The organism is Lacrimispora algidixylanolytica, from assembly GCF_003609635.1.
Taxonomy (GTDB): Bacteria; Bacillota; Clostridia; order Lachnospirales; family Lachnospiraceae; genus Lacrimispora; species Lacrimispora algidixylanolytica.
Window position 1 is genome coordinate 19,526 of record NZ_MCIA01000034.1, and the last position, 13,456, is coordinate 32,981.

Consider the following 13,456-nt stretch of genomic DNA (forward strand, 5'->3'; position numbering starts at 1 on the left):
TATTTGGCAAAATGCCTAGAAAGGGGACTAATTCATTTGTAGATGAAAATCCAAAGTCCCATCCTCTTTTTCAGAAGCAAATCCCTCTACTCCAAATACCTGGCGTACTCTATCTTTTTGAAGCACCTCTGATGGACTGCCGCTATACACGGCTTTCCCTTGCTTCATTAAATAGAGAGTGTCACAATAATGCGCCGCCAATCGAAGATCGTGCAAGACGATAAGAATTGTCTTTTTGCTCTTTCTTAATATATCCAAAATAAACAACTGGTGTTTGATATCCAGATGATTGGTTGGTTCGTCAAGGATAATGGTATCAACGCCTTGGGCAAATGCTCGAGCAATGAAAACCATCTTTCGCTCACCACCAGACAAACTTTGTATATTCCTGTCCTTTAGATGGGGTATCTCAAGCTGTTCCAGAGAATTCATCACTATCTCTTTTTCCGATTTTTTACTGGTTTTTCCCCGAATATGAGCGGCCATGGATACGATTTCATAAGCGGTAAAGTCAAATACGCAATCGCTATCCTGCCCTACATACCCATAAAGCTGGGCCAGCTTCTTATTACTAAAGCCAGCAAGGGAGGCACCATCTAATAAGATTTCCCCAGCTTCCATGGGGGAGATGCCAAGGGTTGTTTTTAAAAGAGTGGACTTTCCGCAGCCGTTTGGACCTATAATCCCTGTCATTTTACCGCATTCTGCCGTTAAGTTCACTTCATGAAGGATTTTCTTTCCACCTGCATCCACACATATATCGCGAAACTCTATTTTCATAATTCTCCTACTTATCCATTCTCAACCGTTTTGCCCTCTGTAATTTTTCCGTATCATTAGAAACAGGAAAAATGGCGCGCCAACAAAAGCCGTAATGATTCCAATTGGTAGTTCTGCCGCCCGAAACGCACTGCGGGCCAGGCTGTCCGCCCACATGAGGTAAATGGCTCCTGATAATGCACTCAGGGGTATTATAAATTTATTATTACTGGAACGAAGGAGCAACCGGGCCACATGAGGAACCACCAGACCAACAAAACCGATGATGCCAGTAACGGAAACTAGAGAGGCCACAATGATGGAACATATGATAAACATACCTGCCCGAAAGTGTTTTACCGATAGACCAAGTGCGGCGGCATCTTCATCCCCCATCATCATTAGATTTAATTTTCCTGATTGTGAGACACAAACTATAAGGCCAAGGCACACACCAAAGGCTGGAACGGTAATGGTTGACCACTGGGCCGCAGCGAGACTTCCCATCTGCCAATTATAAACCGATGCAATACTCTCCGAGCTTTTTGCAATAAAAATAAGGAAACCTGTGACAGCACTCATAACTGCATTAATTGCGGTTCCGGAAAGTAATAAAGTCACTGGATGGAGCTTACCACCTCCTGCGAATCTTGCCATGAAATAGACAAGAAAAGAAGAGATCAGTGCACCAATCATTGCCATTATGGTGGTTTGGTACTGTCCACTAAAAAACGGAATCGGGAGAAGCAGCGCACAGGCTGCTCCCGATGATGCTCCTGAGGAAATTCCAAGTATGTATGGATCTGCAATTGGATTTAGAACCAACGCTTGCATGACTGCACCACATAAACCAAGGCCAGCACCGCATAATATGCCAAACAATACTCTGGGCAGCCGTATATTCCAGATGATCTGATAATCTGCTCTGGCCCATAAGCCTTCCTTTAATCCCATTCCCCCGTGAAAAATCTGGTCATTTAAAATTCCATAAACAACAGACAAGGAAATATCTGTAGAGCCTTTGGATATGACCAATAGTAAGGAGGCACACAAAGCTAAAATCAAGATAGGAAATAAAAACATTCCTCTTAGATTTTTTCCATTATCTTGTCTCATTTTTTAAATTGCTCCGGATAGAAAAATTCTGCAAAGCTTCTGCATGCACTGGTTGCACGTACATCTTGCATAACGGTTACTAATGGCACCGTTAAATATGCTTTATTTTTTACGGCTGTTACATCGGAAAGTGCAGGGTTATTGTTAATGAAATCCATCTTTTCTTCAATGGTTTGCTGACCATAATCGTTAAAGATTATAACATCTGGATTCGTCTTTACAATTGTTTCTACACTTGTGTTAAACCAACGAGATTCAGCCATATTTCTGGTGCAGTTGATTCCACCTGCCAGCTCAATCAGATTGCTTTGTAATCCTGCTGATGTGGTATAGATTTCATTGCCTTTAAAGGTGTCCATAACGAATACTTTTACTTTGTCTTTTTCATCAACTCCTGATACCGCAGTCTGAATTTCAGAGATTTCTTGTTTCATTTTATCAATCAATGATGAGGCACGATCTTCAACCTTAAATATTTTACCCAGATTTTCTATGTCAGTGTAGACATTTTCTATGGTTTCATCCTTCACAAGAGTGCCTGTTATGGTATAGCTGTTAATTCCCTTATTGCCAAACATTTCATAGCTTCCCCACTTGCTTTCCTGGAAAGAGCTGATTTGTCCTATGACTAAGTCTGTTTCCAAAGCTACTGCATTTTCATGAGATACCTCGATCTCAGGTATGGATGAAAACTCATCTGCCAGTTCCGCCAGAGGAGTTTCTGCTTTACTGGCAGGTACACTCTTTCCAGCGATATAATCTTTTAGCCCAAGCATGACCATATTTTCTGCGCTGTATAAATTACAGCAAAGCACCTTTTGGGGCATGGAGGTAAACGTAATGGTTCTATCACCATTTTGTATTACTACTTCACCATATGCTTCTGATTTTTGACCTGCCAATTCCTGACTTTTTGTTTCCGCCAAAGTTGTTGTTGACTCTGTGGATTTTGCTCCAGATTGGCCTGCTGGGGAACAACCTGTTACAGAAATAACTATGGCTGCCGCCAGTGCAATTAAACTTTTTTTCATCTTTTGTTTCCTCGATCTCTCTATTGTTTTGTGAATTCAAAATTCCCACATAGATTAGCTATGATCCCTCACAGGAGAGAAAACCATGGATTCATGGCGCTCTGTGTTTCAAAAGAAAAACCCCTGGTATCTGCCTTTGCACGCAAATACTAGGGGTATTAATCCAATGGAACAACAAACCGCTATCAGGCACACCAAATATGCCCTGCCTAAAACTGACACGATTCCTATAAAATACTGTTCCCTTCGTCATCCGCGAGGAAATCACAATAAAAATACGGCAGTTCTTCTGACTTAAGCGTTCTGACTTTTTCATCAGAGGTTTTTTTACCTTCCCAAGATCACTCTCAGTGGCTGAAATCTTTCACAAAAAACCAACGCTATCACAGCAGCGGGACTATGCAGGAATCTCACCTGACTTCTCTTTTCATTGGCACATGGCCAAACCGTATTTCTTTCTATGTAATTTAAAATTCAAAGGTATCGTATCTTACTTAGACCATAAAGTCAATAGATTCTAATACTTTCCATAGGCCTCATCATTGCCAGTTGAAACGTAACTCTCAGGCTGTGAAGTGTAGTGATGTTCTCTTGACGCCAGATTATTGACATTATTTGAATCCGATAACAGATTAAACTTGGTAAGTTCTCCACGGAGAATTTGGGCCTGTGCAGTCAGCTCCTCACTAGAAGCAGAGCTTTCTTCCGCTGTTGCAGCATTGGTCTGAATCACAGAAGATACCTGGGATAATCCCTGATTAATCTGAATAATAGCATCAGTCTGATCCTGAGAATCAGCTTCGATTTCTTTAATGGCTTCATCCACCATAGCTGCCTTTTCTGCAACATCATTTAGGAGTATCAGCGTCTGACTTGCTATTTTTTCACCTTCTGAAACCTTAGCATTTGACTTCTGAATCAGTTCTGCCGTCTGCTTTGCAGCCTCAGCCGATTTGGCAGCTAAGTTTCTTACTTCATCAGCAACTACGGCAAAGCCTTTTCCTGCTTCTCCTGCCCTGGCAGCTTCTACCGCTGCATTAAGAGCAAGGATATTGGTCTGGAATGCAATGTCTTCCACCAGTTTGGTGACCTTAGAAATCTCTTCGGAAGACTGGCTGATTTCTTTCATTGCAGCATTCAGGTTTTTCATATGATCGTTACTTTCATAAACACCTTCTCCTGCCAGAGCCACATATTCCGTAGCTTTACGTACGGAAACCGTATTTTTCTCCGCTTTCTCCGTTACGCTCTGGATTGCAGCAGTTAATTCCTCCACAGTGGCAGCCTGTTCCGTAGCTCCTGATGCAAGTGCCTGAGATGCATCCGCTACTTGACCTGCGCCAGAATTAACCTGATCCGCTGATGTCTGTATTATTAGCATTGTAGAATTTAAGGCAGCTGTGGTTTTAAGAAGGGATTGCTTAATGACTGCGAAATCTCCTATATAGTCAAGATCAACCGTAAGACACATATCCCCTTTTGAAAGGCGGGTCAATTTATCAATGATATCTTCGATGTATGTAACAAGTCTGGTATTGGTTTCCCGGATGTTTACCGCCATTCGTCCCAGCTCATCATTGCTTTCATAATGAATCTGCTTATGTAGGTTACCTTTGGCCATCTCTTTGTACACCTCTTCTATCTCAGTAACAGGTATCAAGATGGCACGGACAAGGATGTTGATAACTGCAATGGTAGCTGCTATGGCACTGACTAAAACAATGGCAAGCACAATCCATGCATTGGATACTATGTTTTTAGCTGTCTGCTTCTGCAACGCTTCCTTTTGATTGCCGACTATATTCATGTCATCCATGATTTTAGCTATTTTATTAAACGTAGGAACAAATTCATTCTGGAATACATCATAGGCAGCTTTTCCGTCTTTTTTAGATGGATCTTTAATCATATCAATGATCTTTGCACGCGCTGCTTCCGCCTCGGTTACATGCTGCATAATCTGTGCGATGTTCTCATCATTTGCCTTACTGCGCTGGTGGGAAGCAAAAAAGTCCATATTGCTTTTAAACCCTTCCACACTCTGATTGGACAAATCCAAAGAAGCCTGATAATCCTTTCCAGCAGTCTTATCCAAAATAGCCATCATGAGATAGCGCTGCACCGAATACATATCTACCTGCGCAGCCAAATTATGACTGGTTAGTGGATATGTGTATCTTGAATACATATCCACCTGATTCCCAATGCTGGATATACTTTTAGCTGAGGTGCCAAGAGAGATAATCAGTATCGCAAATACAATACCAAATCCCACGGTCAGCTTCCATTTCACAGGTAACCTTTTTAAAAATACCTTTGTAGCCTTTTTTTCATTCATAATGATACCTCCCATTTGTACTTTATAATGTAACCGTCTCTTCCTTGCGCAATAACAACTGGGATCCTGTCAACTTTTCAGGTGTTTCCTACTCATTGTCTTTAGTAAAAAAGTAAACGATTTACTTTTATATTCTAAAAGTAAATTTAATTTTTGTTGTTCTAAATTTCGACATTTTATATCTTCATTCATAATAAAAGAGTACGTATGACCATTGGAGCTGCAGTCAAAAACCAAACGCTATAAAGCTCGGGGTTACGAACAACATACATTGGCCCATAGCCCGCCGGAATGATACTTATTTCTGGCATGTTGGTGGAGCAACAGCTTCCCATCCCGATATAAGAATACGGAAAATGCTCTGTGAAGCAGACCTCTCTGGTGACAAATTTCTTTTGACGCCTTACCGATCGTCCTATCTAGAACATCAACACATATCAATTCATCCATTATGACTCCAATCCATTTAACACAAATATTTTTTAAGAATAATATCTACCGCAGAATCCACATTGTTACAAATAAGTTCAATATCTTCAGCCGTGGCATTCTCAATATGAATTCCAAGGCTGACTGATACTGGCTCCCCAGATGCATTGCAGACTTTTTTTGCGATTTTTTGCGCAAGCTCTGCATCCTTATGTCCGGGTACAGTGATGGTCCATAAATCACAGCTTGATAAAGTTTTGCCGTGAATCTCAATTCCTGGAGATGCCAGCGCCACCCCTCCAAGATGGGGCTTATCTCCCCCTCTGACAAACATCGCAAGTCCTGATCCATTCGTATCATGAATGCTGATGTTAACAATGTATTTACCACTACCATAGGTTTCCGTTTTCATAGCCACACAGCCTTTCTTCTAACAATGGATTTTTAATCTTTTGAAGGTATCAATTGGCACCGTTCCAAGGGATAAAGCTCTTATGGTCAATTCCAAACTGCATCAACGTTTTTCCTACTACGTGATTGATTTGATCATCAAGAGATTGTGGGTTATTATAGAAAGTCAGCATTGGTGGAATAATGGTACAACCTAGATCTGCCGCCTCATGCATATTGCGTAGATGCAATTTGCTTAAAGGCATCTCCCTGGTACAAAGTATAACCTTTCTATTCTCCTTGATACAGACATCTGCAGCACGAATCAACAGATTATCCGTATACCCGCTTACAATACCCGCCAGAGTCTTCATACTGCACGGCATGATGATCATACCATCTGTTTTATAGGATCCGCTTGAAATTGAGGCCGCAAGGTTATGTACATCATAATATTTGTCTGCATTGTCCAGCAGAAGCTGGAATGGCAAATTTGTTTCCAGCTCCCAATTTAATTTTGCATAATCTGATACCACAAGATGTGTCTCGCAGCCCTCTACTTCTTTTAGGGCCTTAAGCAGATAGTAACTCATAATGACACCCGTGGCACCAGATACTCCGATAATGATTCGCATAATACAACCCCATTCCTATTTTTTCTTATACAAGGCCAAGAACTGTAAACCACATTACCGCAAAAATCACCGTAAGAAACACAGGAATCAACAAAGGAACGCCCATTTTCATAACCTCTTTTTGGGTATACATTCCGTTCTCTTCTCCTTGTCCCACTAAAATATTCAAATGGTGGAACGGCATGATATAATGGGTATAAACCACCAGATAAATAATGGCTGCAATTACAAAGGGATCGATTCCCAGTGCATTGGTGCAAACAAGAATTGCAGGGACCGCCACTCCCATTGCAGCAATAACCGAGCCGATAAACATGTGAATAACAATTGCAATTGCACCGATAAATACAGCTAGTACAAATATATTTTCCGGCAATTGATCAGGTAACAGAGTAACAGCAAGCCAATCGTTAAGTCCTGTTGCCGCCCCTACCTTACCTATTGCCATTGCCGCTGTTAAAAATACCAGCACATGAACAGGGATATCTCCCCATTCTTTAGGTGTTAAAACATTTCCGATTACTGGAAGAGATAGACACATGGCAACTGCCAGAGTAACCCAGCCAATATCTAATCCTGTGACCCCATTGGTAACCCATAAGACAATTGCAATGATAATCCAAACCAGAGTCCGTATCTCCTTTTCACTAATCTTACCAAGATCAGACTGGGCCTTACGCACCTCTTCAAAGTCCATGTTCACTTCTTGCGTTGGTTTGAACAAGACTAGAATAAGGAAAAGGTTCATCAGACTTAAAAATACCGCAGGTGGTCCAATGGTCACAAGCCAGCTTACAAAGTTAATATTACCTGAAGTGGAATAACTTACAACCAGCGGATTGATAATGGAATCACCGGTCATAAAGATCAAAGACACCGGTACGGAAGCCGCAAATACAGTAAATCCTATTTTTACAGCATCTTCTTTTGGCATCTTTGATGCTTTAATGATTACCGTCATGACTGACATAATGAGGAAGGCTCTGGACCATGGATTTGGAATCAGCAGAGATAGAATTAAAGTTAATACAAAGATTCCAATAATAATACTTTTCCATGATCTCACAAATTTCATTATATACATATAAGAAATACGTTCCCCTAGACCTGATCGCTTTACAGCACTGGCAATCATATAAGCACCGATGACCAGCCAGAGGGTCGAGCCTGTCCAACTTGCAAAAATAACCTTTGTATCAGCAAGTTTAAGCAGGCACAAACAAACAATATAGAAGCCGCCAACATATCCGGATTGGGCCACCTGTGTGGCCCACCAGACAACTGTCATTAATGTCAATCCAAGAAATATATGTCCTTCCCGTGCCAATCCATCTAAGGGTAGGAATAAAACAATCATCAATACCAGGATTCCGCCGAAAAAACCTATTATCTGTTTATTGTATTTCACCGAAAGCACTCCTTTCTATTGTAAGGCTTTAAATCCAGTTCTTTTGTCACCTTATTTATCAAGGGGTGGAATCGGTGGAATCATAGGCAGATGATCAATCTGTTCTTTTGTCAATTTAAATTTTTCGTGGACATTTGGAGTTTCTGTAGATCGCCAGGAATAAAAGCAATCCATGCATTCATAAACTTCCCACACATTGCCTACGGGAGATGTTGCGATTACTTCAATTTTGTTACCATCACAGCGCGGACATTTCATACTTCATTGCTCCTTTCAAGATAAGCTTACATCTTTGCCAACAGTTCACGTATCAGTATCTCATACTTTTCATAACCAACAGGGGGCTCAAGAAGTTCTACTTCACGAGGATTTGGTTCTGGATCCTTTGGTGTTGTGGCATCGATGATGAGCTTTGAATGCATACCTGCCGGGTAAGAGGAAGGATCAAGAGGCATTCCAGGACAGTTCGGAATAACTACAACATCCTTATCTGGACGTACACGGGTGGTCAAAGCCCACATTACCTGAGGCAAATTAAAGGGATCTACAAATTCATCAACAATAATGATGATCTTACTATAGGATCCTCCGTGTGGAGTGGAAAGCAAACGGAAAGCAACCTCCTTGCCAAAACCACCAAAACGGACTTTAGTAGAAATAATACAACCAATTCCATGCGTGTACATGGCGTTCACCGCCTGAACCTCTGGGAAGTCACGTTTAATCTGCTGATAAAGAGGTACTGAGGTATTCAGCGCCATAAGATAGTCGATCTCTGTCCATGGGATGCCTAAATATAGATTTTCAAAAATGGGATTCGTTCTGTGAGTTACACGGGTAATGGTTATAACGCACTGACGGCGAGAGCCAGAATAAGAGCCTGGGAATTCTCCAAAAGGACCTTCAACTTCCCGGACACGAGGTTCTATATACCCTTCTAATACCACCTCAGATCCAGCTGGTACATAGAGATTATCATAAAGATCGGATTTTACAATCTGGGTGGGAACGCCATCCTGCAGAGCACCTACAAACTCGTACTCGTTTTGAGTATACATAACGGGAGTGGACGCCATATAGGTAACCAGAGGGCTATTACCTACGGTGATACAGATAGGAACTCTTTTATTCTTGCGTTCCGCAGCCTCTAGTTGTATGGCAATATCATGAAACGCCAGAGCCTGAATTCCAACTCGATTCTTACCCTTAACCTGAATTCGGTATGTACCAACATTTAGCTTATCAAAATTATCTGGCTCGTTTGGATCGGCCGTGATTATGGAAGCTTTTGAAAGGAAGAAACCACTGTCTTGTTCATTAATCCGGTATAATGGAAGTATCTCAAACAGATTGATCTCCTCCGGATTATCAATGGTGTTTTCCTTACAGGGAGCATCTTCTCGGTTAAGAATCTCTGGTTTTACTGGAAATTTGTCCCATCTCCGATTAATCTCATGAAATTGTTCTTTGGTAGTTGCTGTCTTAGGCATACCAAGCATTAACGCATGGTTGGCCCAGGATCCATGAACATTGGTTACAACGCTGTAAGGATATCCCTTGACTTTTTCAAAAAATACTGCGGGAGCATTTTCAATATTAGCCGCTGCTCTTCCTGCGGCCGCAATGTCAGGTTCTGGATTCACTTCATCCTTAATTCGTACCAACTGACCGTTTTCCTCCAAAGTGGAAAGAAAACTTCGCAAATCCTGATAAACTTTTGCCATAACTCATCCTCCTGATCTTCAGTAAACTGTTTACGGTTTCCAAGTGTTTAACCACCAGTTTCTTCGATTATAGCACTTAAAGGCTTCGTGGCAATTCGAAAACAAATGGGAGCATATTCCAAAACAGAAATGAGCAACCGGGTTCATATCATCACATTTGTAGAAACTAACCATAAAATAGGGTCTATTTAAGGAATAACAAATGAATTGTACTGAATTACGTGTATTTAATTGTTACTGTTTGTCGTTTTTTGACTTATGAGTCTATTCTAAAATGTCAATACAAATTAGTGAATTTGTATTTTCCTTCTGTTCATTCTGTATTATAATATCATCAATGACAAAATGTCTTATAAAATGACAATTTTTCGTCATTATATAACTACAAAAGCTGTTTCATGAATTTTATGAAACAAAAAGGGGGGCACCAATCATGATCAGATGGATCGACGATTTTTTGGCATTGGCGGAGCATAAAAGTTTTTCTACGGCTGCCGATAGTATTTACATCTCACAGTCAGCGTTATCAAAGCATATTAAAGCGATCGAAAATGAACTTGGTGTGGTATTATTTATAAGAAGCAACACAAAGGCAGAACTAACAGAAGCTGGAAAAATATATCTGGAATATGCTTTAAATATTCGGAATTTTTCCCACGAATTAAGATTCAAATTGAACAAATTTGGAATTTCTCCATGTATTTATCGATTGTCCATCGGGACGATTCCATGCTTAGCAGAAAGTGGTGTTATGGAGTCGCTTTTGGAATTTCAAGAAGCTTACACTAACTATTCCATTCAAATAAGCGAAAATGATCAAAGCTCTTTAATGAAACAGCTCATGCAAAAGGAAATTGATGCCGCTATATGCCGTATAGATTTTTTTCCTGAAAAAGGTTACGAGATTGTACCTTTGGTGGAGGATGAGATGGTTCTAGTCTGTAATAAAGACACGTTTCCCTTTGAGCAGGGAAGCGAAATAGATCTAGCGGGATTTAAACTGGATAATGTATACACGATTGCTAAAAGCTCAGATATCTACCGATTAACCAGAATGCAGTTAGATGAGATTGGATATAAAAAAGAGATTGCTAGTACGGTTCCAAGACACATGATGATATTTCCCATCTTGATACAAAAAGGTGGTTGTGCCATACTGCCAAAACAGCTTGCCCATTCCCATATGTATCCTCAACTTACATACTACAGAATACGAAATGCAGTTAAAACACATATTGGCATAGTAAAGTTATCTGCCGACGATGATAACCCCCAGTTATATGAAAAAACAAACGTATTACTGGATTTTTTTAGACAGACGGAAAAAGCGAAGATAGAATGTATTTCTTCCTTGCTCTCCGATTGAGCAAAGAGTAAAGAAGAATTAATTTCCTTGACACAAAAAACACGTTGCAAATACAAAAAAACCTTGAATTTCTCAAAATAAGAAATCAAGGTTTTTGTATACTTAAGTATTTTTAACAATTACGCACTCTACAACATCTGCAGCGTGTTCACAAGTGTCACAACATTTTTCTAATTGTCTGTATACTTCTGACCAGGCAATGACTTCAAGAGGATCGCCGCCCTTTGCATACAAGCTGCGGAATGCCTGGATATATAAATCATCTCCAAGTTCTTCCAAATGGTTGATCTCAACAATATCCTTCATAATAGAATCGGATCTACGGAAGTTTGGAAATTCAACAACTAAATTGTTGACCTTTTCACAACACTGTCCGACAACCTTGAGTATATCCATGGCTTCTGGTGTGATGCTTTTAATATTATACATATAGATTTTAATAAGAATATCTTCAATATTATCTGTAATATCATCAAGCTCTCTACCCAAGGCTATGATATCATCTCTTTCGATTGGAGTTACAAAATCCTTTGCAACTCTTTTCATAAGCTCATGGGTATGACGGTCTCCTTCGGATTCCAGCTCATGAAGTCTTTCAAGTTGTTCTGACAGTTTGTCCGGCTCAAAATCAGTCAGAATTTCAGTCAGCATTTTATGAGTCCTTAACGCTACCTCTGACATTTTGACAAACAGTGTAAAGTACTCATTTTCGCCTTTTCTTGCCATACTTCTATCTCCTCTCAAAATAACTCATATTAAAAAATACGTAAAAATAGATGGGTCATCAAAAATCCAACCAATCCGCAGCCTGGGAATGTAAGAATCCATGCGAGGGCCATCTCTCTGGCAACCCCCCAGTTTACGGCGCTAATACGCTTTGATGCGCCTACTCCCATCATTGCTGTAGTCTTTGTATGGGTTGTACTAACAGGCATACCGGTTAGTGTAGAAACCATCAAACAGGTTGCCGCTGCAATATCAGCAGAAAATCCCTGGTATTTTTCCAGCTTAACCATACTCATACCAACAGTTTTAATGATACGCATACCGCCAATGGATGTTCCAAGTCCCATTACCACAGCACAGAGAACCATGAGCCAGAAAGGCACTGCAAAAGCGCTCTCTCCACCATTTCCTCTCGCAAGAAATGTTCCAAGTAAAAATACACTCATAAACTTCTGCCCATCCTGAGCTCCATGCATAAATGCCATAGCTGCAGCACCTGCAATTTGAGCACCTTTAAAATATGGCTGGGCTGCTCCTCTGTCTACGTTTCGGCATAATCGTTCCGTTAGCTTTGTCATGATCCATCCTAAGCTAAAACCTAATACTGCAGATGCTACTAATCCGTACAGTACTTTCATCCATTCGCTTCCATTTACACCAGAAAGGCTTCCGTGAAGTGCAATGGCCGAACCACTAAGGCCTGCAATCAGTGCATGGCTTTCACTGGTAGGAATTCCAAATTTCCATGCAAGAACTGCCCATAGCACAATTGCCGCTAACGCAGCACAAAGCGCTACCAGTGCATCACCCGCCTGGTTTGATCCCTGTCCGAAATCTACCATGTTATAAATGGTCATAGCAACGGTGGAATTAAACGAAGTCATTACCAAAATTCCAATAAAGTTCATTACCGCCGCCATCAAAATTGCCGTTCTTGGCCTCATAGAACGGGTGGATATGCATGTTGCAATCGCATTTGGTGCATCTGTCCATCCATTTACAAGAATAACGCCTAACGTCAAAAGAGTTACAATTGCCAATGGCAGATTCTTTGTAAGCTCTACTATAAACTCACCTAAGGTAATACTCAAGCAATCACCTCCAAATTTTACACTGCAAAGATTGTTCCATCAATCTGCAGTCAACCGTATTTCATTTGTAGTATGTCATTTAGATACTCTAAACTTGTAAACTTATGCGCAAAAAGTGACAAACCTTAGTAAGTATAGCATAAACATTTCAACAACACAATCTTTTTTCCGACCCTCAAATATAGATATTATTAAGGATTCTAAGCATAAATATTTATATTTCCTGATTTTTCGAAGTGTTTTATACCAAATATCGAGTAAATTAATTACAAAACAACTCGAGGCGTGTAATATGATGTTAATGTGTAACCATACAACCTTATAATAATTTGTATCAATAATGATTTGAAACTTTGTTGTATTTACAACAAACAAACAACAAATAGTATGTTATGATAGGACCTATGAAAGACAGTATGGAAATTATTTACTTAACACAATTA

General features: G+C 40.3%; 14 protein-coding genes and 1 riboswitch. Of the genes, 2 read left to right on the forward strand and 12 right to left on the reverse strand.

Annotated elements, in window-relative coordinates; genetic code table 11:
- Nucleotides 1-27 precede the first annotated feature (27 nt).
- From BET01_RS18860 to BET01_RS18870, 3 genes are read right to left on the reverse strand one after another with little or no spacing between them, the layout of a single operon-like run.
- Nucleotides 28-780, reverse strand: coding sequence for an ABC transporter ATP-binding protein (locus tag BET01_RS18860; protein WP_120198430.1), 753 nt, complete (start codon nt 778-780; stop codon nt 28-30).
- 21 nt (nt 781-801) lie between these two features.
- Nucleotides 802-1,875 carry a FecCD family ABC transporter permease gene (locus BET01_RS18865; protein ID WP_120198431.1) on the reverse strand — a complete coding sequence of 358 codons (1,074 nt, stop codon included), beginning with the start codon at nt 1,873-1,875 and terminating at the stop codon, nt 802-804.
- Entirely contained in the window at nt 1,872-2,906 is a 1,035-nt protein-coding gene (locus BET01_RS18870) for an ABC transporter substrate-binding protein (RefSeq protein WP_120198432.1), read from the reverse strand. The genes BET01_RS18865 and BET01_RS18870 overlap by 4 nt, the downstream gene beginning before the upstream one ends.
- 85 nt (nt 2,907-2,991) lie before the next feature.
- Here BET01_RS18870 and BET01_RS21660 point away from each other — a divergent pair, with 85 nt between their 5' ends.
- A complete protein-coding gene (locus BET01_RS21660; protein ID WP_158585102.1) occupies nt 2,992-3,204 on the forward strand; it encodes a hypothetical protein in 213 nt (70 codons plus the stop codon).
- Nucleotides 3,169-3,372, reverse strand: a riboswitch (cobalamin riboswitch). (Overlaps the previous gene by 36 nt.)
- A gap of 51 nt (nt 3,373-3,423) precedes the next feature.
- On the opposite strand, the gene BET01_RS18875 is transcribed toward BET01_RS21660, so the two are convergent.
- The 7 genes from BET01_RS18875 to BET01_RS18900 all read right to left on the reverse strand — a co-directional run bounded on the left by BET01_RS18875 (nt 3,424) and on the right by BET01_RS18900 (nt 9,830).
- Nucleotides 3,424-5,244: a methyl-accepting chemotaxis protein gene (locus tag BET01_RS18875; RefSeq protein ID WP_158585103.1), complete on the reverse strand. Its 1,821-nt coding sequence runs from the start codon at nt 5,242-5,244 to the stop codon at nt 3,424-3,426.
- A 255-nt stretch (nt 5,245-5,499) separates the two neighbouring features.
- Complete coding sequence (locus BET01_RS21470; RefSeq protein ID WP_147422830.1) at nt 5,500-5,694, reverse strand: NUDIX hydrolase; 195 nt, start codon at nt 5,692-5,694, stop codon at nt 5,500-5,502.
- A 16-nt stretch (nt 5,695-5,710) separates the two neighbouring features.
- Nucleotides 5,711-6,085, reverse strand: coding sequence for a prenylated flavin chaperone LpdD (lpdD, locus tag BET01_RS18880; RefSeq protein ID WP_330513306.1), 375 nt, complete (start codon nt 6,083-6,085; stop codon nt 5,711-5,713).
- Nucleotides 6,086-6,134: 49 nt separating this feature from the next.
- Nucleotides 6,135-6,698 (reverse strand): UbiX family flavin prenyltransferase, encoded by a 564-nt coding sequence (locus BET01_RS18885; RefSeq protein ID WP_120198435.1) that lies wholly within the window; start codon nt 6,696-6,698, stop codon nt 6,135-6,137.
- Nucleotides 6,699-6,723: 25 nt separating this feature from the next.
- On the reverse strand, nt 6,724-8,106 hold the full coding sequence (locus BET01_RS18890; RefSeq protein WP_243117277.1) for an SLC13 family permease: 1,383 nt from the start codon (nt 8,104-8,106) through the stop codon (nt 6,724-6,726).
- A 51-nt stretch (nt 8,107-8,157) separates the two neighbouring features.
- Entirely contained in the window at nt 8,158-8,364 is a 207-nt protein-coding gene (locus tag BET01_RS18895; protein WP_120198436.1) for a non-oxidative hydroxyarylic acid decarboxylases subunit D, read from the reverse strand.
- 26 nt (nt 8,365-8,390) lie between these two features.
- Nucleotides 8,391-9,830, reverse strand: a complete 1,440-nt coding sequence (locus BET01_RS18900) for a non-oxidative hydroxyarylic acid decarboxylases subunit C (protein WP_120198437.1) — start codon at nt 9,828-9,830, stop codon at nt 8,391-8,393.
- 433 nt (nt 9,831-10,263) lie between these two features.
- Here BET01_RS18900 and BET01_RS18905 point away from each other — a divergent pair, with 433 nt between their 5' ends.
- Nucleotides 10,264-11,196, forward strand: coding sequence for a LysR family transcriptional regulator (locus tag BET01_RS18905; RefSeq protein WP_120198438.1), 933 nt, complete (start codon nt 10,264-10,266; stop codon nt 11,194-11,196).
- Nucleotides 11,197-11,298: 102 nt separating this feature from the next.
- Here the strand turns inward: BET01_RS18905 and BET01_RS18910 are convergent, their stop codons facing one another.
- Nucleotides 11,299-11,922, reverse strand: coding sequence for a DUF47 domain-containing protein (locus BET01_RS18910; RefSeq protein WP_120198439.1), 624 nt, complete (start codon nt 11,920-11,922; stop codon nt 11,299-11,301).
- A gap of 29 nt (nt 11,923-11,951) precedes the next feature.
- Nucleotides 11,952-13,013 carry an inorganic phosphate transporter gene (locus tag BET01_RS18915; RefSeq protein WP_120198440.1) on the reverse strand — a complete coding sequence of 354 codons (1,062 nt, stop codon included), beginning with the start codon at nt 13,011-13,013 and terminating at the stop codon, nt 11,952-11,954.
- Between the last annotated feature and the right edge of the window lie 443 nt (nt 13,014-13,456).

Excerpts from the sequence above, each read along its gene's own strand:
- BET01_RS18875 (WP_158585103.1), bottom strand. The coding sequence starts at position 5,244 with ATGAATGAAAAAAAGGCTACAAAGGTATTTTTAAAAAGGTTACCTGTG.
- BET01_RS18865 (WP_120198431.1), bottom strand. The coding sequence starts at position 1,875 with ATGAGACAAGATAATGGAAAAAATCTAAGAGGAATGTTTTTATTTCCT.
- BET01_RS18870 (WP_120198432.1), bottom strand. The coding sequence starts at position 2,906 with ATGAAAAAAAGTTTAATTGCACTGGCGGCAGCCATAGTTATTTCTGTA.
- BET01_RS18860 (WP_120198430.1), bottom strand. The coding sequence starts at position 780 with ATGAAAATAGAGTTTCGCGATATATGTGTGGATGCAGGTGGAAAGAAA.
- BET01_RS21660 (WP_158585102.1), top strand. The coding sequence starts at position 2,992 with ATGGATTCATGGCGCTCTGTGTTTCAAAAGAAAAACCCCTGGTATCTG.
- lpdD (WP_330513306.1), bottom strand. The coding sequence starts at position 6,085 with ATGAAAACGGAAACCTATGGTAGTGGTAAATACATTGTTAACATCAGC.
- BET01_RS21470 (WP_147422830.1), bottom strand. The coding sequence starts at position 5,694 with ATGGATGAATTGATATGTGTTGATGTTCTAGATAGGACGATCGGTAAG.
- BET01_RS18910 (WP_120198439.1), bottom strand. The coding sequence starts at position 11,922 with ATGGCAAGAAAAGGCGAAAATGAGTACTTTACACTGTTTGTCAAAATG.
- BET01_RS18905 (WP_120198438.1), top strand. The coding sequence starts at position 10,264 with ATGATCAGATGGATCGACGATTTTTTGGCATTGGCGGAGCATAAAAGT.
- BET01_RS18885 (WP_120198435.1), bottom strand. The coding sequence starts at position 6,698 with ATGCGAATCATTATCGGAGTATCTGGTGCCACGGGTGTCATTATGAGT.
- BET01_RS18895 (WP_120198436.1), bottom strand. The coding sequence starts at position 8,364 with ATGAAATGTCCGCGCTGTGATGGTAACAAAATTGAAGTAATCGCAACA.
- BET01_RS18900 (WP_120198437.1), bottom strand. The coding sequence starts at position 9,830 with ATGGCAAAAGTTTATCAGGATTTGCGAAGTTTTCTTTCCACTTTGGAG.